The sequence below is a fragment of the Pseudomonas sp. 3JA genome, assembly GCF_036961705.1.
GTDB lineage: Bacteria > Pseudomonadota > Gammaproteobacteria > Pseudomonadales > Pseudomonadaceae > Aquipseudomonas > Aquipseudomonas fluorescens_Q.
This window is the reverse complement of sequence record NZ_JBAMDJ010000019.1, coordinates 1-22,994: the sequence shown is the minus strand read 5'-3', so window position 1 is coordinate 22,994 and position 22,994 is coordinate 1. Positions and strand designations below refer to the sequence as shown.

Sequence of the window (22,994 nt, the reverse complement as noted above, 5' to 3'; positions counted from 1 at the left end):
TAAGGTCAGCACCTGATTTGTATTTCTGGACCCGTGCATGCCCTTCTGTCTTTCCCATCGTTGGCCACTGCGCCAGATGATTATTGCCGCCAGCGTTGCCCTGCTTGTCGCCTGCGCCGAAAAACCTACTGCCGCCGACGCCCAACCGCTCCAGACAGCCCCCGCCGTGACCGCTCCGGCCATCGTCCCGCCCCTGGTGCCGACCGGTGAAGACCTGGCCATTGCGCCCACCCAGACCTTCGCGCAATGGCAGGCAGGGTTTCGCAAGGAGGCACTGGCCGCCGGTATCCGTGGCGACCTGTTCGATCGTGCGTTTGTCGGCGTCAGCCCGGACATGAGCGTGATCAAGGCCGATCGCAGCCAGCCGGAATTCACCCGTCCCGTGTGGGAATACCTCGATGGCGCGCTATCGCCACTGCGGGTCAACAAAGGCAAGAGCCTGATCCAGCAGAACGCCCAGGTCCTGCAAAGTATCGAGCAGCGTTATGGCGTTGATCGCGAGGCGCTGGTGGCGGTGTGGGGCATGGAGAGCAACTTCGGCCAGTTCCAGGGTAGCAAGTCGGTGATCAATTCCCTGGCGACCTTGGCCTACGAAGGACGGCGCCCGGGTTTTGCCCATGCGCAACTGATCGCCGCGCTGCAAATCCTGCAACAGGGCGATATCACACCGGAAAAAATGCTCGGTTCCTGGGCCGGCGCCATGGGCCAGACCCAGTTCATTCCCACCACGTACAACACCCATGCAGTGGATTTCGACGGCGACGGTCGCCGCGACATCTGGGGCAGCTCCACCGACGCCCTGGCCTCGACCGCCCATTACCTGCAAAGCTCCGGCTGGCAGCGTGGCCAGCCATGGGGGTTCGAGGTCGATCTCCCAGAGGGCTTCGACTACACCCTGGCCGATGGCACGATCCGCAAGCCTGTTGCTGAATGGGAGCGACTGGGGGTTTCAGAATATGGCGGCCTGCCAATAACCCCGGATGACAAACAGCTCTCGGCGTCTCTGCTCCTGCCGGCCGGCCATCGCGGCCCGGCGTTCCTGATCTTCGATAACTTCCGCGCCATCCTCAAGTACAACAACTCGTCGTCCTATGCCTTGGCGGTCGGGTTGTTGTCAAAGCGCTTTACCGACGGCGGACTGGTCTATGGCCAGTGGCCCAAGGAGGACCTGCCCCTGAGCCGCAGCGAACGCATCGAATTGCAGACACTGCTGAGCAAGCACAACTACGACGCGGGCAACCCCGACGGTATCATCGGCGCCAACACCCGCAAGGCCATCCGCAGTGCCCAGCAATCGTTCGGCTGGCCGGCGGATGGGTATCCGACGCAGCAGTTGCTGGAGGCGTTGCGTAGCCGCTGAATTGCCGTATGGCGGCTACCGCTATCGCGAGCTTGCTCGCGATAGCTGACTCCCAGGCGCTACATGACTAGCGACTGACCACCACATCCTGCTCCAGCACCAACCTCTTCTCCTCCGCATCGAGCGTCACCAAGGCCCCCATGGGCAAGGTCAGGTTCGGATCGCAGTGCCCGCTGCGCCAGCCGGACAGCACCGGGATACGCAACGGCTCGAAGGTCTGCTTGAACAAGTGGTTCAACGCCTCGACGTCGACCCCGGCCACATCCCCCACCAAAACGCCGCGTAGCTGGTGCAACGTGCCGGCCAACCGCAGTTGAGTCAGCAGTCGGTCGATGCGGTACAGCGGCTCGTTGACGTCTTCGATGAACAGGATCACCCCTTCGGCGTCGATCTGAAAAGGCGTGCCCATGGTCGCGGCAATCATCGACAGGTTGCCGCCCAGCAGACGTCCGTGGGCGATGCCTGGCTCGACGGTGGTCAAAGGGTAGGCTGCGGGGTGGTTCAGCTCGCTGCCGGCCTTCAACTGGCCACGCAGCAGGCTGAAAAACGAGGTGACGGTCGGGGGTTCCTTGTCGCCCAGCAGATCGGCGTTGAGCAGCGGGCCGTGGAAGGTCACGAAGCCTGCGTAGCGGCTGATGGCCAGGTGCAGGGCGGTGATGTCGCTGTAGCCTACGAATGGCTTGGGGTTGCGTCGCAGGAGGTCGAAGTCGATGCGGTCCAGCAGGCGTGGTGTGCCGTAGCCGCCGCGTAGGCAGATGATCGCGTTGACTTCTGGGTCGGCGAAGGCGGTGTGCAGGTCGTTGAGGCGTATTTCGTCGCTGCCGGCCAGGTAGTCGTTCTTTTCGTAGACGCCTGGGAAGAGCCGTAGTTCATGACCTCGGGCGCGCATCCATTGGATGGCTTTTTCCGTGTCCAGGGGGGCGGGGCCGGCGGGGGCGATCACGGCGATCAACCCTTCGGACGGAAGTGCCGGGACGGGTTGATGTGGAGATAGGGTGTGGGTGGGGCGGACGGTCATCCATGCATCTCCCGGTTTGAGTCGTGCTTATGTGTGAATATCCGTTGCTGCGGTAACGGCTACTTATGGTTCCGCTCTTACAGCGGCTCACTTTTGAAAAGCGCAAAAGTAAGCAAAACGCTCTTGCCCCACCACTCGGTGCCTCGCCTAGGCTCGGCATGCCCGAACGCAGGCATTGCTCCGTGGGCCGCCGCGAAGGGCCATCCATGGCCCAGCGCGGCTATCCCGGCATCCATGCCGGGATGCCCACTGCGCAATGCCTGCGTTCGGCCAGCGTGGTTTAACGGGGCGCCTAGATCAAGATCAAGATCAAGATCAAGATCAAGATCAAGATCAAGATCAAGATCCAAAGCAAAGCAAAGCAAAGCAAAGCAAAGCAAAGCAAAAGCGGGGCATTCACTTAGGGCAGTCGACAAACCCGTGGCGAGGGAGCTTGCTCCCGCTGGGCCGCGAAGCGGCCCCAAAACCTGCCAAATACGGAGCATCAGACACACCGCACCCGCCGGTTTACGACTGCTTCGCAGCCGAGCGGGAGCAAGCTCCCTCGCCACAGGGATTGGGTTGGCTTGAGGTTCAAGCATTGGGCTGAGCGGCCTGTGCTGCATTGAAGATCGCCATCGCGAGCAAGCTCGCTCCCACATTGAGTTGCAGTGAACCCAGGATCCAGGCTCACCGCCAATCCCCTGTGGGAGCTTGCTCGCGATGGCAGTGGCTCGACTTGCGACTGGGGTCAGATCTTGAAGCTGTCCACCAGTTGCTTCAGTCGATTGGCCTGTTGGGACAAGGCATCGCAATCCTTCAGGGTTTCATTGAGGTTGGCCACGCTTTGCTGGTTCAGCAGGTTGATGTGGCTGACGTCCATGTTGAGGGTTTCAACGACAGCGGTCTGTTCTTCGGTCGCAGCGGCTACCGACTGGTTCATGCCGTCGATCTCACCGATACGCTGCGTCACGCTGACCAGTCGCAGGCCGGCCTGGTTGGCCACTTCCACGCTTTCTTCGCTGGACGTCTGGCTGGCGTTCATCGTGGTTACCGCTTCACGGGAGCCGACTTGAAGCGAGGTAATCATCTTGTGGATTTCTTCCGCCGACTCCTGGGTGCGGTGCGCCAGGTTGCGCACTTCATCGGCCACCACCGCAAAACCACGGCCGGCTTCACCGGCACGGGCCGCTTCGATGGCCGCGTTCAGGGCCAGCAGGTTGGTTTGCTGGGAGATGCCCTTGATCACGTCCAGGATGTGGCCGATGTTGTCGGTGCTGGCGTTCAGGGTTTCGATCTGGGTGCAGGAAAGGCTGATCTTCTGCGACAGCTCGGTCATGGCCTGGATGGTTTTTTCCACCACTTGGCGACCGTCATCGGCCTGTTCGCTGGCACCGCTGGCATGTTGCGAGGCATCGGCGGCATTGCGGGCGATTTCCTGGGTCGCAGCCCCCAACTGGTTGATGGCCGCAGCCACGCTGTTGGTGCGAGCGCTCTGCTCATCCGAGCCGACAAGCGACGCATTGGACGAGGTCATCACCCGCTGCGACAAGTCATGCACCTGACGGGTGGCGGAAGACACTTCCGAGATCGACGCGTGAATCCGCTCCACGAACTGGTTGAACGAACCACCCAGCACTGCGAACTCATCCTTGCCCTGCACCACCAGGCGCCGGGTCAGATCGCCTTCGCCCTGGGCGATGTCCTGCATGGCGCGACCCATGGTGGTCAGCGGACGCATCAGCACCTGGATCAACAGGCTCAACAACAACGCAATGGCCGCCACCGCGACAAACATCGCAATCAGCGCAGACGTACGGAACTGGCTCAACGGCGCGTAGGCCTTGGCCTTGTCGATCGACAGGCCGATGTACCACTCGGCGTTCGGCAACCCAGTCACTGGAGTAAACGAAAGGATACGGTCCTGCCCGTTCAGCTCAACGTCCTGGATACCCTTGCCAATGCGCACCGCGGTCCCGGGGTAGATGTCCTTGAGGTTCTTCATCACCTGGTCTTTGTCCGGGCTGACGATCACCTGACCGTCGCCGCTGACCAGGAACGCATGGCCGATACCACCGAAGTCCACGGAGTTGATGATCTTCACCAGGGTTTCCAGGCTCAGGTCGCCGCCCACCACACCGAGCAGTTCGCCGTTGTGCTTCACCGGCAGGGCAACGGTCACCACCAGGCCACCTACCGCCGCCAGGTAAGGCGGGGTCAGCATGGTTTTATCAGCGGTCACCGCCTGTTTGTACCAGGGGCGCTGACGCGGGTCGTAGCCGTCAGGCATTTTGGCGTCCGGACGTTGGGTGAAGACACCGTTGGCCTGGCCCACATAAGTGAACTGGAAGTTCGACGTCAGCGCTGGCTGATCGACCAGCCCTGGCAGATCGGCAGCAGTACCCTGGTGCGCGATGTTTTGCGCCAGGTTTTCCAGCACCAATATCCGGCCACTCATCCAGTTCTGGATGCTGCTGGCCGTCAGGTCGCCGGATTGCTCGATGGACGACTCAAGGCTGCTGCCGATGGTGTTGCGCTGCAAATAATCGTTGTAGAGCGTGAACAGGGCAAAAGCCAGGACCACCACACCAGAGGCGGCAAGAAGGATTTTGTGGCTGAACTTTAGATTCATTGATGAGGCTTCTTAGGCAAGGAGTGGGGGTGCATTCCAGATTTGCAACGGTCCATGTAACAGTGCGAGCGGTTATCAATCCGCTCCACTTTGGTGCACACGTACAAGTCTGTCGGCAAACCTGTACAAATAATTAGGGATACGAAGAAATAGCCGACGGGAGGACACAGCGGGCGAACGGTGGTTGCAAATTCGCCGACGGCTGATGACAATGCGACCTATTATCATTTGTAACATCCAGGCCGTTGCGTCCATGTCATCTCCCGAGTTTGCAGTACAGGCGCTCTACAGCCGGCATCACGGCTGGCTCAATACGTGGCTGCGCACCCGGCTGGGCAATGCCGCCGATGCGGCGGACCTGGCCCAGGACACCTTCGTGCGCCTGTTGCAGCGTAGCGAACGCCTGGAACTTCGAGCTCCACGCGCCTTTTTGCGCACCATCGCCCAAGGCCTGGTGATCGACCATTGGCGGCGAGAAGAAATCGAACGTGCCTACCTGCAAACCATAGCTCACTTGCCGGAAGCCGAAACCCCTGGCGCTGAAGCCCAGGCCCTGATCCTGGAACTGCTTGAAGCCATTGCCAGGATGCTCGAAGGCCTCAAGCCGAAAGTGCGCAGGGCCTTTCTGTTGGCCCAGTGCGAAGGCCTGACGTACAAGCAGATCGCCGAACAGATGGGCATCTCGTTGCGCTCGGTGGAGCGCTACGTCGCCGATGCGCTGTACCACTGCTATGTGCTGCGTTATGAAAGCTGAGCCGGCGGAGCACTTGCAGAGCCGCCGCAACGGCCCGTCGCAACAGGTGGTCAGGCAGGCGATCAACTGGCTGCTGCGCCTGCGCAATCACACCGCTCACCCGACCCTGCGCCAACAGTGCGACACCTGGCGCGCCGCCCACCCGGAACACGAACTGGCCTGGCAACGGGTGCAATCGCTGCACAGCGAATTGACCTCCAACCTGCGGGCGGTGCCCGCTGCCCACATCGCCCTCGACACCCTGGAAAACAGTGCCCAGCGCCTCAGTCGTCGCCAGGCCCTGAAGTTGTTGTCGGGCATCGCCGTGGTGAGCGGCGCGGCTTGGCTGGGCAAGGACCTGGGCTGGCAACCGTGGAGCGCTGACTTCGCCACCGCCACCGGTGAACGCCGAGGTTTCCAGTTGCCGGACGGCACGCGACTGGAGCTCAATACCCACAGCGCCGCCGACCTGGACTTCAGCGCCCGGCAGCGCCTGATTACCCTGGCCCGCGGCGAAATCATGGTCACCTGTGGTCGCGACCCGGGGCGGCCGCTGCTGGTGAAAAGCAGGCATGGCCTGTTCGAAGGGCTGGAGGGGCGCTTCGTGGTGCGCCAGGACAGCGACTGCACGCGCTTGAGCGTCACCAGCGGGCAAGTCGTCATCCGTTCGCACCCCAACAGCGATGGCAGGCCCATTCAGGTCGAGGCCGGGCAAAGCTATCTGATCACGGCATCGACAGCGGCCCTCGCACCGCCGCTGGACATGGACGCAGGCGCCTGGGCCGACGGGTTGATCGTCACGCGCAACATGCGCCTGGAAGACTTCCTCAATGAAGTAGGACGCTACCGCCCGGGTTATATGAACTGCGCGGCGTCGGTTGCCGACCTGCGCTTGTCGGGGGTTTTCCGTTTGGAGGACACCGACAAACTGCTCGCCGTCCTGCCACGCATGCTCCCCGTACAGATCCGTTATCGAACCCGTTGGTGGATAACGGTGCAGCGCCTGGCTTGATTTTTTTTGGCGGGTTTCAGGCCGGCGTCCGGCTAGGACAGTAAGCACCCCTTATCTGCCTTCGGCGACTCCTACGGAACCTACAATGACTGAGCGCGTACCTCTCAAGAACCCCTTCGGCTTCTCTGCGCAACCGGGCCTGCTGCGCCAGGCGATCCATGCCGCGCTGTTCTCCACGGCGCTGGGGGTCAGCGTCGTGCCGATGCTCGCGGTGGCCGCACAAAACGGCGTGACCGCCAGCCGTCAGAGCTACAACATTGCCCCGGGCCCATTGAGCGATGTGCTGAACCAGTTCGCCCGCCAGGCCGGGATCACCCTGGCAAGCACCCCGGCGCAAACCGGCGGCGTCCAGTCTCCGGGGCTCAAGGGCGAGTACTCGCCGGACCAGGCCCTGAGCCAACTGCTCAGCGGCTCGGGACTGGTTGCCGTCAGCCCGGATGGCAGCAGCTACGTGCTGCAGACCGAGACCGCTGGCAGCACACTGGAATTGCCGACCACCGACATCAAGGGCTTCGCCTTGGGTAACGCCCTGGGCAGCATGGAAGGCTACAACGCCACCCACAGCCAGGTCGCCACCAAGACCAGCACCGCCCTGCGCGAAACCTCCCAGAGCGTGTCGGTGGTCACCCGCGAACAAATGGACGACCAGGGCGCGCAAACCGTGTCCCAGGCCATGCGCTACACCCCCGGCGTGCTGACCAACCCCTACGGCGCGACCCACCGCTACGACTACGTGGCGATGCGCGGCTTCAACGACGGCTCGGTGGATAACATCTACCTCGACGGCCTCAAGTCCATGGGCGACAGCGGCACCTACAGCTCCATGCAGGTCGATCCGTACTTCCTGGAGCGGGTCGACATTCTCAAGGGCCCGTCCTCGGTACTCTACGGCCGCAGTTCACCGGGTGGCCTGGTGGCGCTGACCAGCAAGAAGCCGCAGTACGAGGCCTATCACCAGATCCAGGCCACGGTCGGCACCCAGGGCCAACGCGGCATGGGCTTCGACTTCACCGGCCCCGTGGATGACGACAAACGCATCACCTATCGCCTGATCGGCCTGGCGGACACCTCCGACACCCAGTTCGACCACAACAAGGAAAAGCGCTTCGCCCTCGCGCCGACAGTGAACATCGACTTCAGCGAGGACACCTCGCTGACCCTGCAAGCCTACCTGCAGCATGACCCCGACGGCGGCTACCACGGCGGCATGCCGGCCGATGGCACCTTGCATCAGCGCAACGGTCGACGGATTTCCGAGCACTTCTTCGAAGGCGAACCCGGCATCGACCGCTATGAGCGTGACCAGCAGTCGTTCGGCTACCAATTCGAACACCGTTTCAACGACGTCTTCACCGCCCGGCAGAACTTCCGTTACCTGGATTCCGAGGTCAAGAACGATCAGGTCTATGCCTACGACTGGACCACGCCCACCAGCAACGAGCTGAACCGCTATTACACCGGCGCCGAAGAAAAGCTTCATTCCTTCATCGTCGACAACATGCTGCAAGCCGAATTCTTCACTGGCGCCACCAAGCACACCGTGCTGATGGGGGCCGACTATCAGCGGCGCAAAACCGTGGTCGATTGGACCAGCGGAAGTCTGGCGCCAATCAACGCCTTTGACCCGGTCTACGGCAACTCGACCATCACTGGTCGCTATGACACCAGCTACCTGCGACGCCTGGAGCAGACCGGCGTCTACCTGCAAGACCTGATCGAAATGGACAAGTGGCGCTTTTCCCTCGGCCTGCGCCAGGACTGGGTTCAAACCTCGGATGAGAACCGCATCGCTGAATTTGGTCGCCCGGAAGGCACCGAGATCAACGACAAACGCACCAAGCTCACTGGCCGTGCCGGAGCGCTGTACCTGTTCGACAATGGCCTGGCGCCGTACATCAGCTACTCCGAGTCGTTCAACCCGAACTCCTATGCCGACAGCGCCGGCAACCCACTGCCGCCCACCGATGGCAAGCAATGGGAACTGGGCCTGAAGTATCAGCCGCCGGGCACTGACGACCTGTACACAGCCTCTCTGTTCCGCATCGACCAGGAAAACCTGGCGACCAAACTGCCCCAGGACAGCTTCTACCGCGCCATCGGGGCCGTGCGCTCCCAGGGCCTGGAGCTGGAAGCGCATCTGCAGTTGACCGAACAATTCAAAGTGCTGGGCAGTTACACCTTCACCGACATCGAATACTCGAAATCGATGGTCAGCACCCTCAGCACGCCCACCGACATCATCGAAAACAAGGGCAACTCCCCGACCCAGGCCCCGCGCCACATGGCCTCCGTCTGGGCGGATTACAAGTTCGACAGCGGCACCCTCGATGGCCTGCGCCTGGGCGGCGGCGTGCGGTATGTCGGCTACAGCTGGGCCGATGCGGAGAACACCATGAAAGTGCCGTCCTACACGTTGTTCGATGCCTCGGTGGGGTATGACCTGGGCAAGGTCGGCTTGAAGGGCGTGGACGTGCGCCTGAACGCGAACAACCTGACCAACGAAAGCTACGTCGCTTCGTGCGCCAGCCTGAGCTTTTGCTACATGGGCGAAGAGCGCAATGTGGCGGCGACGGTGAGTTACCAGTTCTAACTGCAACCCATTCCCTGTGGCGAGGGAGCTTGCTCCCGCTGGACGCGAAGCGGCCCGTTTTTTTGGGGCTGCTGCGCAGCCCAGCGGGAGCAAGCTCCCTCGCCACAGGTTCTGTTCTGGCCCTTCGGATGGGGCAGCTTCAAACCCGAACCGTATCCCCTTCCTCCCGCACCACACCGTCCTGGCGCACAAACCGATTCGCCCGCCCGAACGTGCCGAAGTCATTGAACCGCACACCCATCTCCCGCATCACCTTATGCGCCACCGGCACCGTCAGTTGACGAATGTAGAACGGCTCCTTCACCACGAAGTGATGAATGCCATGGCTGCTGCCGAAGTTGAAGCAGAACGCCTGCAACGGCCACAACCACCAGGGGTTGAGCACTTGGGTTTGCTGGATGACGTTGCCCGGCTCGATATCGCCGTAGTAGTGCATGTTCGAACTGACGAAATGCAGGCAAAAGGTGCGCAACACGTTCGGCCCGATGATCACCACCGCGGCGATGTCGATCACCTGCATCGTCGCCAGCGTGGTAGCCGACCAGTCAATTGAAGTGCCCAGCAGACCGGCGATGCCGTTGGCCCCATGAAAACCGAGAAACACATACCAGGCGCCCCAATGCAGCAACGCCAGCGGGAAATACACCTTCAGCGTGCGCTTGAGAATGCTGCGCTTATGCGCCCAGGTCCTGGCTCGCAGCAGGCGGATGAACGCCGACATCACGTTATCGCCGACCATCAGCAACCGCGCCAGCCCCCAGGGTTCGCCGTTGGTGATGGCCCGCTCCTCCATGTCGGCTTCGCTGCCGGACACCTTGTGATGGTTGAGGTGCAGGTGACGACGGATCCACGGATTGATCGTGCTCGGCCGCGCCAGCCAGACCAACCCCATCATCAGGTTGTGGGGCAGGCGCTGCTTGCGAAAATACATGCTGTGGATCAGGTCATGTTCCAGCTCGTGGGTCAGCGACGCGAAGAACGCGTTGAGCAACAGGCACGCCCACCCGGCCAGGTAACCGTTGATGTAGAGCAGCGCCGAACCGATCATCCCGGCCAGGGCGAACGCCAGGATGCCCGCGCCCAACGCGTCCTGCTGGCGCAGGATCGGATAGCGCCGACGCAACTCCTCGCCCCGGGCCAATACAACCTGGCGAATATGGGCTGATCGCTGTTGTGCATTCAATCGCTCGGGGCTTGCGCAAGTGCCGTGCATGGCTTACATCCTCTGTTAGAGATGTGCTCATCCTGCCGGGCGTTGTCCCCTGGGGTGGTAGCCGTAAACGCCAACCTGTTGACCGCACGCGCCAATCGTCATGACTGAACCGACTTCCCTCGCCAGCTGGACCCGCGCCCTGCGCAAACAGCTCGATGCGCTGGGCCTGGACAGCCACGCCCTGTGCGTAGAAGCCGGCCTCGACCCGCAATGGATGGACGACCCGAACGCCCGTTACCCGCTCTCGGCCACCACCCGCCTGTGGACCTTGGCGGTGCAGGCCAGCGGCGACCCGGCCATCGGCCTGCGGGTCTCGCGTTTCGTCAGCCCCACCACCTTTCACGCGCTGGGTTATGCCCTGGTGGCCAGCGGCAGCCTGCGGGAAGTGTTCGAGCGGATCGTACGCTATCACCCGGTGGTCAGCGATGCGCTAACCCTCCAGCTGATCCGCGCAGAGGACCGTTATCGCTTTAGCCTCGAGGTGCCGCCGGACCGACCGGCGCCAGCCTTCGAGGCCATCGACGCGTTCGCGGCGATTTACGTGCGCACCTGTCGCAACCGCCTCGGCCGTGATTACGCACCACTGGCGGTGTACCTGCGGCGCCCGGAACCGGCGGACCCCAGCCCCTGGCACAAAGTGTTCCGCTCGCCGGTGCATTTCGGCGCCGCGCAGGATTGCCTGGAGTTCAACCTCACCGATTTCGACAGCCACCTGGACGACGCCAACCCGGAACTGGCCGAACACAATGAAACAGTGCTCGAACGCACCCTCGCACAGCTCAAGCCATTGACCTGGGAGCGCAAAGTACGCGCGGCCATCGAGGCCCAACTGCCCGAAGGTGAGCCCAGCGCCGAACGCATCGCCCAGGCCATGCACCTGAGCCTGCGCAGCCTGCAACGGCACCTGGCCGACGAAGGCTGCCGCTTCGACGCACTGCTCAACGAGTGCCGGGAGAATCTGGCGCTGCTGCACCTGCGGGATCCGAATTGCTCGCTGAGCGAAGTCAGCTACCTGTTGGGTTTTGCCGATGCCAGCAGCTTCAGCCGCGCCTTCAAGCGCTGGACCGGGATGACGCCGGGGCAGTTTCGGGATGGGTTGCGCTAGGGATTTGGATTGGCTGGGCGGGCGATGACTTTCGCCCAGACAAGCCCCTGCGGCGAGGGAGCTTGCTCCCGCTCGGCTGCGCAGCAGTCGCAAAACCGGCCAATGCGCTCCGCCTGCCTATAGACATGCCAAGGGCCTGCTGCGCAGGCCAGCGGGAGCAAGCTCCCTCGCCACGGGGGCCAGGTTGGTTTCAGATCGTGGTCAACCCGCGCAATCGTTCGATGTCGAGGATTTCGATCTCGCCATAACCGAGGTGGAGAATGCCCTGGGCCTGCAAGTCCTTGAGGATCTGGTTGGTGGTCTGGCGTGACAGCGCGAGCATCAGCGCCAGATGCTCCTGGGGCAGTTGCAAGATTCGGCGCGGCGGTTCGATTTCGCCGTAGCCTTCGGCGATCATCAGCAGGCGGTGGGCCACCCGGGCAGGGGCGGGCATCAGGCTCAGATGTTCGAGGTTGATGAAGGTCAGGCGCAGTTTGTGGCTCATCAACAATGCCAGATGCCGCCAGTAGATCGGCTGCGCTTGCAGGAAGGCCAGCAACGGCGCCTGCGGCACGTGCAACAACGTGCATTGACCCACCACGACCGCATCATGAGTGCGCGGCTGGCCATCGAACAGGCAGATTTCACCGAACCAGTGGGGCGCCTCGATCATACTCAGCAGTGCCTCCTTGCCCTGTTCGTTCACCGCACCGACGCGCACCGCGCCTTCCAGCACGGCATACAGCCCGCACGGCGGATCGCCACGCTTGAACAGCCCATGGCCCGGCGGCAGGCGGCGCTCGCGGGCCATATCCAGCAGGCTATTCTGTAACTCAACGGGCAAGTGGCTGTACCAGTGGCCGGCCATCAGTTGTGAGTGCCAGGGATGCGAATTCATGGAAACTCCGGGACAAGTGTCGGCTAACTGACAGAGCGTCGTGCAAGACCTGATGCATCATGCGGGCATCACCCCAGGAGGAACAACAATGAAAAGCCTCGTCGATCATCTCAGTCAATACGCTGCTTATCACCGAGACCCGCGCAACATCGCCACTCATTTCGTTGGCATTCCGCTGATCTTCGTCGCCGTTGCCGTGCTGCTGTCACGGCCCGGTTGGCCGCTGGGCGCGATCCTGATTTCTCCGGCATTGCTGGTGGCCGTGGCCAGTGCTTGGTTCTACCTACGCCTGGAAGTGCGCCTGGGTGTGCTGATGACGGTGCTGCTGGGCCTGGCGCTATGGCTGGGTCAGACACTGGCCGCGCAAAGCACGGCGGTGTGGTTGAGCAGTGGCCTGGGGATGTTCGTGGTGGGTTGGGTGATCCAGTTCGTCGGCCACTATTACGAAGGCCGCAAACCGGCGTTTGTCGACGACCTCACCGGGCTGATTGTCGGACCGCTGTTTGTGGTGGTGGAAGCGGGTTTCCTGCTGGGGCTTCGCGGCGAATTGAAGCAGGCCATCGAAGAGCGCGCCGGGCCGGTGACGTTGCGCAACCAGCGTTCGGCCGCCTGAAAACACCCCTCTGTGGGAGCGAGCTTGCTCCCACAGGAGTTGGGCCTTACCGCTCAGGCACTACAGGGCGCCGAATTCGATCCGCACCGTCAGCGCACCGGTGTTATCGCTCAAACCTGCTCCGTATTGCCCGGTCAGGTCATCATTGATGCACAGTTGCAGCTCGCCTTGCTCGCTGGCAGGAACCTGCCCCAGATCCCCCACCAGGAACGGCTTGCCACCATCGCCCACGCGACCGATCAAGGCACCTTCGGCGGCACCGGGCAAGGCATAGCTGCTGTAGTCGATGTGCCTCGAACCGCCATTTCCATCGACATTTCCACCCTGCGGACTGGCACACCATAGCCCACTGACGTAGCGAACCAAACGCGGAACCAACCCGTTGACCTTCACGCCAGTGCCCTGCCAGGCGATGTTGGATTGGACCTGCATCGTCACCGCCTTCAGGTCGTTGGCCACAGTGTCCCCGGCCTGGAACGACAACGCCGCGATCGTCAGGCTCGGGTTCGAGGTGCCGGTACTGGGGAAGACACCATCGCCTACCAGGAACAGGTTCTTGTGGTCCCAACTGCGCTGGTACTTGTCCACCACCGACTTGGCCGGATCATCACCCATGCGGTAGGTGCCCATCAGGTGCCCGGCGCCCTGGAAGGTGTAATCCTCTTCTTTGTACCTGAATTTCCCTTGGCCAATAGGTGCCGTCAGTTCCACGGCGCCGAGCAGGTCCTTGATGATGTGGCTCGCCAATATCTTCGCCTGCCTGAAACCTTCCTTGGTGTAATCGGACAGGTCGTAGTGGATTTCCGGCCGAAGAATGCCAAGCCCGTCCGTGAGCTTGTCCGTCGAAGGCACGATGTAGCTCTTGGACTGGTCGGGATCCTTCTCCACCTGCTCCACCAAAAAGCCGATCCGAAACTGGCGGATGAACAGGTCATTGAGCCGTTGAATCAGGGCCGTGCCGTAAAGCGCTTCAGTGGGCGGCGGCGGGTTCTCTTTCGATGGCAACGGGTTGGTGCTGCTTTTGTTCTTGCCATCGATAAAATCGGCCACGGTGATGTAAGGGTCGCCCACCGGCCAGTTCCAGCCCTCGTTGCCAATTTCGATACGCCACGCCGCTCGCTGGCTGCGAAAGTCGCCGTCACGCAGGCTCTCGATGCCCGCCGTGGACACCGGTCCCCGGTACGGGAACACCGTCTTGCCTTCCGGCATCAGCCCCCACGCCAGGTAAATCGGATGGTCGGACAGGCTGCGTCCGACCTGGCCGCTGCTATTGGCCACGCCATCGGGCCAGGCAGGGGTCTTGGAGTTGAGCAACAATTTGGGAGTTTCGATGGCATGGGCCGCGATCACGTAACGCTGCCCGATGGCCACGCCGGTGCCCGTCTTCGGTCCCTCGCCAAGCTGGTATTGAATGAATTCGACGCCATTGATGTTCTTGTCCGGGCCCACGGTCACTTTGCTGGCCACGGTCCGGTACATGACTCGGACCTTGCCGGTGGCCAGGGCCTTGTTCAGGGTCACGGTGGCGTCGTACTTGGCCTGGATCGGGCAGATCGGCGTGCAGTTGGTATTGCCGGCACACACCCGGCGCCCGGCATAGGGCTGGGAGTTGCGCCCGGCCGGGGTCGGGCTGACCACCAACGGCAAGCCGTCGAAGTTCTTGCCGGTCACGGCTGTGACGAAACTGCCATCGACCAACGACAACGGAATGCTGTGCATCGGAAATGAATAGCCCTCGGGGAACGTCATGCCCAGGTAGGCCTGGTCGGCGACATTGGCCGACACCCCGATTTCCGCCTCGGCCCGGCAATAGGCGCTTTGCAGGTCGTCGTAGCCGATCGGCCAATCTACTCCGACGCCGTACTTGCTCTTCAGGCGAAAATCGTTCGGCACCATGCGCAGGCAGGTCCCGACCCAATGCCAGGTCGTGCCGCCGCCCACCCGTTCATAAGTACTGTTGAAGGGCAGTGGGCCTTTCTGCACCAGATAGCTGACTTGCGGCTTGTCCCAGCCAAGGATCAGGTCGGCGATGGTCGCCCGCGGGGCATTTTCCTTGCTCGGGTCACGCGGCGTGTCCAGGGTCGACACTGGCGGATAGGGCGACTCCGGGGTCTTCAGGGTGGCGGTGTAGAAACGCTCCAGGTATTGCGCACGGTTGGCCGGGATCTCCGGACCCGATTCGAGCACCAACACATCCACGCCGGCCATGCCCAACTGATAAGCGATGATGCTGCCGGCCAACCCCGCGCCAACGATGATCACCTCGGCTTGTTCGGTACTCATGACGAGGCTCCTTGTGTGTTGGCAGGCACGCCGGTGTAGTCCTCAAGGCTCGGTGGCGTGGTGTTCCAATAGCCGAAAAACATCTCGCTGTAGCCCATGGGGTGGGCCTGGGCGATTTTCCAGGCCCAGCTCTGGATGTAAGCCTGGTCGGACACCACCGTCGAGTCGGTCGATTTGTAGTTGCCAGTGGCATAGGGCTGATACCAGACTCCCAGCAACCACAGTTTCATGATCGAACGCGCAGCTTGGGCCGCTTGCGTGACAGCCGGTCGCGATCCATCCATCAGCACCGCTTTGGCGATCTGGTCGGGGGGCACATTGTCCGCTGCCAGCGTGGCGTATTGAGTCAGCAACGTATTGAGCACCTCAGGGGTGATACGCGGGGTGATGAACGCGAGAAAAATCGGTGGCAAACCCACCTGGTCGATCGCCGGTGCCAGCCGATCCGTGGGAATGCCGGTCAGGGCCGATGACAGGCCCACAAAGTTGTCCAGATCACTGCTCATGGTTGACTCCTTGTCCGCCAGTGGACTGTGCGCGTTCGAGCAAATAGGTGAAATCCGCGAAGCTGGTACGCGGCGACTCGGTGACATGGGTGGCCGCATTGCCATGGCAAGCCATGCAACTGGAAGACGCCTGGGGCACGGTGCCCTGGATGTAGGTCTCCAGCGTGGCGTTGGCCAGGAACAAGGGGGCAGGGCTGCCCAGCGGGTTGGCGGCCGATATCTGGCAGTTCGGTGACGGGGCCGACGGCCACTGGGTACTGATCAGTTGATAGTTCGCCCAGACGCTCTTCGGGTTCACCGTACGCAACAGGCCTTGATACGTAGCGTTCAGTTTTTTGGTGGCCTCGGTGAGCGGCACGTCGCGCACGATCTGCGAGGGCGTCGCCTTGACCGCCGGGTTCCATGGCCGTGGCGGCGGTTGGTTGATGTCGCTTTGGCTGGCTGCGTTGTAGAACAGATAAGGCCCCGTGCGCTGGGCAACAGGCGTGGTTTTTTCCGGCACGTTTTTCACATGCTCGAAGGTTGACCAGACCCATTGCGCCGCACTGGTGGTCTTATGGACCATGTGCAATCCCACCAACCCGACCGGCTCGGACACGCACGACTCTCCGACAATCGGCCCATGGCTCGGGTCGTTGTTGCCCGGCGTGTAGACCAGTGCATCGACGGTGTGAAAGTCCTGCCGGTTGTCGTTGGGGCCCAGCACTTTCCACGACGCCTTCACCATCACCGCGCCGACCTGTTTGGTCTCGGTGGAACCACAACTGAACGCCACGGTATTGGTCGGCTTCGCGGCGAAGAACTTCTGCTGGCCTTCGATGCTGTACAGACCGTTGTCGACGATGCCGTTGAACATCGATTGGTTGACCACGATTTCGTTGCGCGTGTAGGTGCCGTTCTGGTCAACCAGCGGGCCGCTCTCGAAGGGCTGGATAAACTCATCCAGCACATCGGGTACCTTGCCCATTTGCTGCAACAGGCGACCGGGCTTGAGCGACTTGCACGCTTCGGGCAGAGTCGCCGGGGCATTCCAGGGCAGCGGCGCCTGGCCCTTGGCGCGGAAAATCTGGTAGCTCTCTTTCCAGCTCTCCCACACGGTGGCGCCATCCTGCTTGCCGATGGGCGTGCCGGTATTCGGATCACCGTTGTCCAGCGCCGGCCAGTTCAGGGCAATGAAGGTTTGCCACGACAGCTCATCGAAATCGGCTTGCAGGCTGACCAGTGAAACGGGGTGGGTCACCGTGACATCGAAGGGTATCTGGGGGGACAACGAAGGGGCGGCGCTGGCGGCCGGAGCCAGCAAGACGCCTAACAATGCACAGCCAAGCGGGCCATGCCGACTGACTTCCACTCTCATGTTTTCTCTCCTTGGCATCAGGGCACCAGGAGAGATAACACCGGTCCGTCATGGACTCTCACTTGCCTCCTGGCCTGTCAGAGTCTAGGTAGGGTTTGGGCGGGGAAAAGGCGTTGGCGTAGAACCAATCGAAGCAAGGTTGGGTGGAGTTATTCAGATTCTGATCGGGGGCAGTGAGGACGCCATCGCGAGCAAGCTCGATCCCATGGATTGGCGTGAAGCTGATCGTCCCCACGCTCTGCGTGGGGATGCATCCCGTGACGCTCTGCGTCACCTTCCAGAAGCGGAACGCGGAGCGTCCCTGGCGGCGTTCCCACGCAGGAGCGTGGGAACGATCGAACCACCAGGCCCTTGCTCGCGATGCTTTTAGAGGTTGGCGACTTTCTGCCAGACCTTCGGCTTGAAGAACAGCGTCTCGCCCTTCGCCAGGCCCACCAGGCTGTCGTGATCCTTCACCACTTCCGCCTCGATCAGCTCACTCTGGCCTTCCACCTTCAGGGTCACCCGAGTGGTGGCGCCGAGCGGACGGATGTCGCGCACTTCGGCGGCGTGGTGGTCTTCCAGCTCCGAGCGCGACAGCGAGACTTCGTGAGGGCGGAACAGCACATGCCGGTCCTCACCCAAGTGCAGGCGGTTCGAGTCGCCGAGGAAGTGATACACAAAGTCGCTGGCCGGGTTTTCGTAGACATCCCCCGGCGAGCCGATCTGCTCGATCACGCCCTTGTTCATCACCACGATCCGGTCGGCGACTTCCATGGCTTCTTCCTGGTCGTGGGTCACGAACACCGAGGTCAGGTTGATGTCCTCGTGCAGCCGCGCCAGCCAGCGGCGCAGCTCCTTGCGAACCTTGGCGTCGAGTGCACCGAAGGGTTCGTCCAGCAGCAACACCTTGGGCTCCACCGCCAAGGCGCGGGCCAGGGCGATACGCTGGCGCTGGCCGCCGGACAGTTGCTCAGGGTAACGATCGGCGAGCCAATCCAGCTGCACCATGTTCAGCAGCTCATGGACCTTGGTCGCGATCTGGCTTTCGTTCGGACGTTGCTGCTTGGGCTTCATGCGCAAGCCAAAGGCGACGTTGTCGAACACCGTCATGTGGCGAAACAAAGCGTAGTGCTGAAACACGAAACCGACGTTGCGGTCACGCACGTCGTGGCCGGACACGTCCTCGCCGTGGAACACGATGTTGCCCTGGTCCGGGGTTTCGAGGCCGGCGATGATCCGCAGCAGCGTGGTCTTGCCGCAACCCGACGGGCCCAGCAGCGCCACCAGCTCGCCGCTCTGGATGTCCAGGCTGATGTCATCCAGGGCCTTGAAGGCATTGAAATTCTTGCTGACGTTACGAACTTCGATCGACATGACTTATTCCTCCGCGGCGCTGGCGCGCAGGCGGTTGATTCGGTTTTCGCTCCACTGCTTGAGCAGCAGGATGAAGAGCGCCAGGATCAGCAACAGGCTCGCCACGGCGAACGCGGCCACGTGGTTGTATTCGTTGTAGAGGATCTCGACGTGCAGCGGCAGGGTGTTGGTCACCCCGCGAATGTGCCCGGACACCACCGACACCGCGCCGAACTCGCCCATGGCGCGGGCGGTACACAGCACCACGCCATAGATCAGCCCCCACTTGATGTTCGGCACGGTGACATGCCAGAACATCTGCCAACCGTTGGCACCGAGCAGGCGCGCGGCCTCTTCTTCCTGGGTGCCCTGCTCCTGCATCAGCGGAATCAGCTCCCGGGCCACGAACGGCACGGTGACGAAAATCGTCGCCAGCACGATGCCCGGCAGCGCAAACACGATCTGGATGTCGTGATCCGACAGCCACGGCCCGAACAGGCCCTGGGCGCCAAACATCAGCACATACACCAGGCCGGCGATCACCGGCGACACCGAAAACGGCAGGTCGATCAGCGTCACCAGCATGCTCTTGCCACGGAATGAATACTTGCTCACGCACCACGCGGCACTGACACCGAACACCAGGTTCAGCGGCACCGAAATCAGCACGGCGATCACCGTGAGCTTCAGCGCCGACAATGCGTCGGGTTCGAAAATCGCGGTAAAGAATGCCCCCAGGCCGGACTTCAGCCCCTGGGACACCACGATGAACAGCGGCAACAGCAAAAACAGCGCAAAAATCAGCCAGCCAATGCCGATCAGGATTCGCCGCGACGTCGCACTGCCGCGACGGGCGGCATTGGTGGAGGCCGCGGAAATAGACGATTGGGACATGTTCGCGCCTCCTTATGGGGTTTCGATACGCCGCTGCAGCAGGTTGATCAGCAGCAACAGGACGAAGGAAACCACCAGCATCAGCACGCCGATGGAGGTGGCGCCGGTGTAGTCGTATTGGTCGAGCTTGACCATGATCAGCAGCGGCAGGATCTCGGTTTTCATCGGCATGTTGCCGGCGATGAAAATCACCGAACCGTACTCGCCCACGCCCCGGGCAAAGGCCAGGGCGAAGCCGGTCAACCAGGCCGGCAGCAACGCTGGCACCAGGATATGGCGGAACACCTGCCACGGCTTGGCACCGAGGCAAGCGGCGGCCTCTTCGACTTCACGAGGAATATCGGCCAGCACCGGCTGCACCGTGCGCACCACGAACGGCAGCGTCACGAACGTCAGCGCCAGGGTGATGCCCAGCGGCGTGTAGGCGATCTTGAACCCCAGGTCAGTGGCGAACTGGCCGACCAGGCCGGTCGGCGCATACAACGCTGTCAGGGCAATACCGGCTACGGCGGTGGGCAGGGCGAACGGCAGGTCGATCATCGCGTCGATGATCTTGCGGCCGGGGAAGGTGTACCGCACCAACACCCAGGCCAGCAGCGTACCGATCACGCCGTTGATGATCGCGGCGTACAGCGCGGTGCCGAAACTGAGCTTCAAGGCCGCCAGCACCCGCGGCGCCGAGATGATCGCCCAGAACTGTTCCCAGGTGAGTTGGGCGGCATGCACGAACATCGCCGCCAGGGGTATGAGCACAATCAGACTGAGGTACACCAGGGTGTAGCCCAGCGTCAGCCCGAAGCCGGGTATGACGGGGGATATGCGACGCGACATAGAAGTCCTTGGTTGAGAACAGCAAAGCCCCGACGGTCATTGCAATGTGGTTCGCTGGCGAGTGAATCCGTGGCGAGGGAGCTTGCTCCCGCTGGGCTGCGCAGCAGCCCCGTTTTTGTGAGCGCTTCGCACTCAAGCGGGAGCAAGCTCCCTCGCCACAAAGAATCCTTCAAGCCTTGAGTAAACAACATTGCAACCGCAGTCAGAGCCCATTTTATGGCCTGTCCAGCTTACTGCGCCTGATAGATCTGGTCGAACACGCCGCCATCATTGAAGAATTTCGGTTGCGCGGTTTTCCAGCCGCCGAAGTCCTTGTCGATGGTCACCAGCTCCAGTTTCGGGAATTGGCGGGAGTACTTGGCGGCCACATCCTTGTCACGTGGGCGATAGAAGTTTTTCGCGGCGATTTCCTGGCCGGCCGGGCTGTACAAGTGCTTGAGATAGGCTTCGGCGATTTCAGCGTTGCCCTTTTTCTCGGCGTTCTTGTCCACCACCGCCACCGGCGGTTCGGCAAGGATCGACAGCGACGGCACGACGATGTCGAACTTGTCGGCGCCGCCATCTTCCTTCAGTGCCAGGAAGGCTTCGTTTTCCCAGGCCAGCAACACGTCGCCCTGACCGTTGTTGACGAAGGTAATCGTCGAGCCACGGGCGCCGGTGTCGAGGATCGGCACGTGCTTGAACAGCGCTTGCACGTATTCCTTGGCCTTGGCTTCGTCACCGCCATTGGCCTTCAGGCCGTAGGCCCAGGCCGCGAGGAAGTTCCAGCGAGCACCGCCTGAGGTCTTCGGGTTCGGGGTGATGACCGACACGTCATTCTTGATCAGGTCGCCCCAATCCTTGATGCCCTTGGGGTTGCCCTTGCGCACCAGGAACACGATGGTGGACGTGTAGGGCGTGCTGGCTTCCGGCAGGCGTGTTTGCCAGTCCGCCGGCAGGGACTTGCCCAGCTTGGCGATTTCATCGATATCGCCGGCCAGGGCCAGGGTCACCACGTCGGCCCGCAGACCGTCGATCACCGCCCGGCCCTGCTTGCCCGAACCACCGTGGGATTGCTGGATCTTCACGCTGTCGTCCGGGTGCGCTTTCTTCCAGAAACTGGCGAATTCGGCGTTGTAATCCTGGTAAAGCTCACGCGTCGGGTCGTAGGACACGTTGAGCAGCTCGTAATCCTTGGCGACGGCGGAACCTGCAAAAACAGCACTGGCCAGGGCGGCCAGGGCATAACGACGAATGGACGACATGGTGAAAGCTCCTGGAATTCTGGTTTTCTTATGGCTTCTGGAAATTCGTTTGGCTTGTAGAAAAGATCGCAGCCTTCACCAGCCCCTACACTCAGCCCCCCGTAGGCACTGCCGAAGGCTGCGATCTTTTGTCTTTCTTCAAGACGGCTTATGACTCGGTTGCTGCAAGCGGAATTTTTCCTTGCGTTCGATCTGGACCACCTGCGCGTTGTGCACGGTGATTTCCACTGCCCCAAAGCGTAGATCGCGCAACGCGCTCTGGATCTCGCGCAAGATGGTTGCTTCGTCCTGGCCGTCAACGCTACGTAGAGATGCGCTCATGCTGCTGCTCCTTTGAATGAATGCCTGGCAGTGGGCGGCACTGCTTGCGGCGTGGGAGCAATACTAGATAAGCGCAGATATTCTTAAAAAGACTATTTAAGAATTTTTATATAACCGAAATTACAGAAAGTAGCCGACGTCCTACGGCAGGGGCGCTTGGGAGGCCTTTCCCTGCTAACGCCTGGGATATTTCCTTCAAAACGCTGAGCTGTTCATGAACTAGGCAGCGCTCCATGCCGCGGCTAACCTCTGTTCGTCATCGCAAAAAACGGTGACACGGACGTGCAAGCCCGGACTGGTACGCAATTGGTTATGGCTATTGACCGAGCATTTTTTTATGCTCGCGTCCGTTATGGCAATTGTGCGTGGGAGGCCTTCGGGTCTGCCGGCGGTACCGGACCGGTCTTGCACACCTACGTACAGTTGCCACCTCTTCGAATGCAAGCGAAAGGATGTCGACCTCAACTCTGGTACATAGAATATGGTCAAGCCTTCACCGAATCCTCCGCAAAGCGGCCACAAATCCCGCGTCCAAGCGCAGGAAGAAAAAAAGCTCGATGACGCCGCCACCCGCGCCCTCGACTACTACCTCAACCCCAAGCCCGCCTCACCGCCCGAACCCGACAAAAACCAACTTTTCATCGTGTCCCCCCACATAGACACCGAAACCCTGCTCGCCAACGCCTCCGAAGACCTGCTCTCCATCAGCACCATCGCCGCCGACCTGGCCGACGACGTCGACGACTCACGCCGCTGCGTGGCCCTGGCGATCAGTCGCATGGCCGATGGGGTGCAGTTGTTGGTCGAGCGGGCGTTGGATCATTTGGAAACGAAGGAGATGGCGGCGTCTGGGGCCAAGGGGTAGAGCTTTGCATTGATGCAGGCTGAACCGACGCCATCGCGAGCTTGCTCGCGATAGCGGAGTGTCAGGCAACAATGATGCAAGCTGAACCGGCGCCTTCGCGAGCAAGCCCGCTCCCACAGGGGAAACGCGGTCTCACCCAGAGCCAGGTCGGCTACTAGGCCGCCTCGCGGTGGACGTTGATCTCGGGCGCCCCGTTAACCACGATGGCCGAACGCAGGCATTGCGT

At 61.8% G+C, this 22,994-nt stretch carries 20 protein-coding genes; 8 read left to right on the top strand and 12 right to left on the bottom strand.

What is annotated here, in order from left to right; translation table 11 throughout:
- Nucleotides 1-37: 37 nt before the first annotated feature.
- Nucleotides 38-1,360, top strand: coding sequence for a lytic murein transglycosylase (locus tag V7773_RS16175; protein ID WP_063324233.1), 1,323 nt, complete (start codon nt 38-40; stop codon nt 1,358-1,360).
- A gap of 67 nt (nt 1,361-1,427) precedes the next feature.
- Here V7773_RS16175 and V7773_RS16170 read toward each other — a convergent pair whose 3' ends face one another.
- Nucleotides 1,428-2,378, bottom strand: coding sequence for a S66 peptidase family protein (locus V7773_RS16170; RefSeq protein WP_336074146.1), 951 nt, complete (start codon nt 2,376-2,378; stop codon nt 1,428-1,430).
- A 158-nt stretch (nt 2,379-2,536) separates the two neighbouring features.
- On the opposite strand from V7773_RS16170, the gene V7773_RS16165 reads away from it, so the two are divergent.
- Complete coding sequence (locus V7773_RS16165; protein WP_256572709.1) at nt 2,537-2,662, top strand: hypothetical protein; 126 nt, start codon at nt 2,537-2,539, stop codon at nt 2,660-2,662.
- 446 nt (nt 2,663-3,108) lie between these two features.
- On the opposite strand, the gene V7773_RS16160 is transcribed toward V7773_RS16165, so the two are convergent.
- Nucleotides 3,109-4,989 (bottom strand): methyl-accepting chemotaxis protein, encoded by a 1,881-nt coding sequence (locus V7773_RS16160; protein WP_336074145.1) that lies wholly within the window; start codon nt 4,987-4,989, stop codon nt 3,109-3,111.
- Between the two features lie 253 nt (nt 4,990-5,242).
- Here V7773_RS16160 and V7773_RS16155 point away from each other — a divergent pair, with 253 nt between their 5' ends.
- From V7773_RS16155 to V7773_RS16145, 3 genes are all read left to right on the top strand, one after another.
- A complete protein-coding gene (locus V7773_RS16155) occupies nt 5,243-5,743 on the top strand; it encodes a sigma-70 family RNA polymerase sigma factor (RefSeq protein WP_014335956.1) in 501 nt (166 codons plus the stop codon).
- Nucleotides 5,733-6,734, top strand: coding sequence for a FecR family protein (locus V7773_RS16150; protein WP_336074144.1), 1,002 nt, complete (start codon nt 5,733-5,735; stop codon nt 6,732-6,734). Before V7773_RS16155 ends, V7773_RS16150 begins: the two co-directional genes overlap by 11 nt.
- Nucleotides 6,735-6,819: 85 nt before the next feature.
- Nucleotides 6,820-9,324 (top strand): TonB-dependent siderophore receptor, encoded by a 2,505-nt coding sequence (locus tag V7773_RS16145; RefSeq protein ID WP_336074143.1) that lies wholly within the window; start codon nt 6,820-6,822, stop codon nt 9,322-9,324.
- A 139-nt stretch (nt 9,325-9,463) separates the two neighbouring features.
- On the opposite strand, the gene V7773_RS16140 is transcribed toward V7773_RS16145, so the two are convergent.
- Nucleotides 9,464-10,537, bottom strand: coding sequence for a fatty acid desaturase (locus tag V7773_RS16140; RefSeq protein WP_336074142.1), 1,074 nt, complete (start codon nt 10,535-10,537; stop codon nt 9,464-9,466).
- A 100-nt stretch (nt 10,538-10,637) separates the two neighbouring features.
- On the opposite strand from V7773_RS16140, the gene V7773_RS16135 reads away from it, so the two are divergent.
- Complete coding sequence (locus V7773_RS16135; RefSeq protein ID WP_063323495.1) at nt 10,638-11,642, top strand: AraC family transcriptional regulator; 1,005 nt, start codon at nt 10,638-10,640, stop codon at nt 11,640-11,642.
- Between the two features lie 190 nt (nt 11,643-11,832).
- Here the strand turns inward: V7773_RS16135 and V7773_RS16130 are convergent, their stop codons facing one another.
- The gene (locus tag V7773_RS16130) at nt 11,833-12,519 is read right to left on the bottom strand and encodes a Crp/Fnr family transcriptional regulator (protein ID WP_336074141.1); all 687 of its coding nucleotides are present in this window, start codon (nt 12,517-12,519) and stop codon (nt 11,833-11,835) included.
- An 88-nt stretch (nt 12,520-12,607) separates the two neighbouring features.
- Between V7773_RS16130 and V7773_RS16125 the strand changes: the two genes are divergently transcribed.
- Nucleotides 12,608-13,132 (top strand): Mpo1 family 2-hydroxy fatty acid dioxygenase, encoded by a 525-nt coding sequence (locus tag V7773_RS16125; RefSeq protein ID WP_063323497.1) that lies wholly within the window; start codon nt 12,608-12,610, stop codon nt 13,130-13,132.
- Between the two features lie 60 nt (nt 13,133-13,192).
- Here V7773_RS16125 and V7773_RS16120 read toward each other — a convergent pair whose 3' ends face one another.
- From V7773_RS16120 to oscA, 8 genes are all read right to left on the bottom strand, one after another.
- Complete coding sequence (locus V7773_RS16120; protein ID WP_092349662.1) at nt 13,193-15,415, bottom strand: GMC oxidoreductase; 2,223 nt, start codon at nt 15,413-15,415, stop codon at nt 13,193-13,195.
- The gene (locus tag V7773_RS16115) at nt 15,412-15,921 is read right to left on the bottom strand and encodes a hypothetical protein (RefSeq protein ID WP_063323499.1); all 510 of its coding nucleotides are present in this window, start codon (nt 15,919-15,921) and stop codon (nt 15,412-15,414) included. Before V7773_RS16115 ends, V7773_RS16120 begins: the two co-directional genes overlap by 4 nt.
- Nucleotides 15,911-17,278 carry a cytochrome C gene (locus tag V7773_RS16110; RefSeq protein WP_336074138.1) on the bottom strand — a complete coding sequence of 456 codons (1,368 nt, stop codon included), beginning with the start codon at nt 17,276-17,278 and terminating at the stop codon, nt 15,911-15,913. Before V7773_RS16110 ends, V7773_RS16115 begins: the two co-directional genes overlap by 11 nt.
- 366 nt (nt 17,279-17,644) lie before the next feature.
- Complete coding sequence (locus tag V7773_RS16105; protein ID WP_092225611.1) at nt 17,645-18,634, bottom strand: sulfate/molybdate ABC transporter ATP-binding protein; 990 nt, start codon at nt 18,632-18,634, stop codon at nt 17,645-17,647.
- Nucleotides 18,635-18,637: 3 nt separating this feature from the next.
- Complete coding sequence (gene cysW, locus V7773_RS16100) at nt 18,638-19,507, bottom strand: sulfate ABC transporter permease subunit CysW (protein ID WP_336074137.1); 870 nt, start codon at nt 19,505-19,507, stop codon at nt 18,638-18,640.
- Nucleotides 19,508-19,519: 12 nt separating this feature from the next.
- Complete coding sequence (gene cysT, locus V7773_RS16095; RefSeq protein WP_013692011.1) at nt 19,520-20,338, bottom strand: sulfate ABC transporter permease subunit CysT; 819 nt, start codon at nt 20,336-20,338, stop codon at nt 19,520-19,522.
- A gap of 230 nt (nt 20,339-20,568) precedes the next feature.
- On the bottom strand, nt 20,569-21,582 hold the full coding sequence (locus V7773_RS16090; RefSeq protein WP_336074136.1) for a sulfate ABC transporter substrate-binding protein: 1,014 nt from the start codon (nt 21,580-21,582) through the stop codon (nt 20,569-20,571).
- Between the two features lie 138 nt (nt 21,583-21,720).
- On the bottom strand, nt 21,721-21,903 hold the full coding sequence (gene oscA, locus V7773_RS16085; RefSeq protein WP_003186967.1) for a sulfur starvation response protein OscA: 183 nt from the start codon (nt 21,901-21,903) through the stop codon (nt 21,721-21,723).
- A 481-nt stretch (nt 21,904-22,384) separates the two neighbouring features.
- On the opposite strand from oscA, the gene V7773_RS16080 reads away from it, so the two are divergent.
- Nucleotides 22,385-22,768: a DUF6124 family protein gene (locus tag V7773_RS16080; protein WP_336074135.1), complete on the top strand. Its 384-nt coding sequence runs from the start codon at nt 22,385-22,387 to the stop codon at nt 22,766-22,768.
- Nucleotides 22,769-22,994 lie beyond the last annotated feature (226 nt).

Coding starts and splice junctions, on each gene's coding strand:
- V7773_RS16175 (WP_063324233.1), top strand. CDS start 38: ATGCCCTTCTGTCTTTCCCATCGTTGGCCACTGCGCCAGATGATTATT.
- V7773_RS16170 (WP_336074146.1), bottom strand. CDS start 2,378: ATGACCGTCCGCCCCACCCACACCCTATCTCCACATCAACCCGTCCCG.
- V7773_RS16165 (WP_256572709.1), top strand. CDS start 2,537: ATGCCCGAACGCAGGCATTGCTCCGTGGGCCGCCGCGAAGGGCCATCC.
- V7773_RS16160 (WP_336074145.1), bottom strand. CDS start 4,989: ATGAATCTAAAGTTCAGCCACAAAATCCTTCTTGCCGCCTCTGGTGTG.
- V7773_RS16155 (WP_014335956.1), top strand. CDS start 5,243: ATGTCATCTCCCGAGTTTGCAGTACAGGCGCTCTACAGCCGGCATCAC.
- V7773_RS16150 (WP_336074144.1), top strand. CDS start 5,733: ATGAAAGCTGAGCCGGCGGAGCACTTGCAGAGCCGCCGCAACGGCCCG.
- V7773_RS16145 (WP_336074143.1), top strand. CDS start 6,820: ATGACTGAGCGCGTACCTCTCAAGAACCCCTTCGGCTTCTCTGCGCAA.
- V7773_RS16140 (WP_336074142.1), bottom strand. CDS start 10,537: ATGCACGGCACTTGCGCAAGCCCCGAGCGATTGAATGCACAACAGCGA.
- V7773_RS16135 (WP_063323495.1), top strand. CDS start 10,638: ATGACTGAACCGACTTCCCTCGCCAGCTGGACCCGCGCCCTGCGCAAA.
- V7773_RS16130 (WP_336074141.1), bottom strand. CDS start 12,519: ATGAATTCGCATCCCTGGCACTCACAACTGATGGCCGGCCACTGGTAC.
- V7773_RS16125 (WP_063323497.1), top strand. CDS start 12,608: ATGAAAAGCCTCGTCGATCATCTCAGTCAATACGCTGCTTATCACCGA.
- V7773_RS16120 (WP_092349662.1), bottom strand. CDS start 15,415: ATGAGTACCGAACAAGCCGAGGTGATCATCGTTGGCGCGGGGTTGGCC.
- V7773_RS16115 (WP_063323499.1), bottom strand. CDS start 15,921: ATGAGCAGTGATCTGGACAACTTTGTGGGCCTGTCATCGGCCCTGACC.
- V7773_RS16110 (WP_336074138.1), bottom strand. CDS start 17,278: ATGAGAGTGGAAGTCAGTCGGCATGGCCCGCTTGGCTGTGCATTGTTA.
- V7773_RS16105 (WP_092225611.1), bottom strand. CDS start 18,634: ATGTCGATCGAAGTTCGTAACGTCAGCAAGAATTTCAATGCCTTCAAG.
- cysW (WP_336074137.1), bottom strand. CDS start 19,507: ATGTCCCAATCGTCTATTTCCGCGGCCTCCACCAATGCCGCCCGTCGC.
- cysT (WP_013692011.1), bottom strand. CDS start 20,338: ATGTCGCGTCGCATATCCCCCGTCATACCCGGCTTCGGGCTGACGCTG.
- V7773_RS16090 (WP_336074136.1), bottom strand. CDS start 21,582: ATGTCGTCCATTCGTCGTTATGCCCTGGCCGCCCTGGCCAGTGCTGTT.
- oscA (WP_003186967.1), bottom strand. CDS start 21,903: ATGAGCGCATCTCTACGTAGCGTTGACGGCCAGGACGAAGCAACCATC.
- V7773_RS16080 (WP_336074135.1), top strand. CDS start 22,385: ATGGTCAAGCCTTCACCGAATCCTCCGCAAAGCGGCCACAAATCCCGC.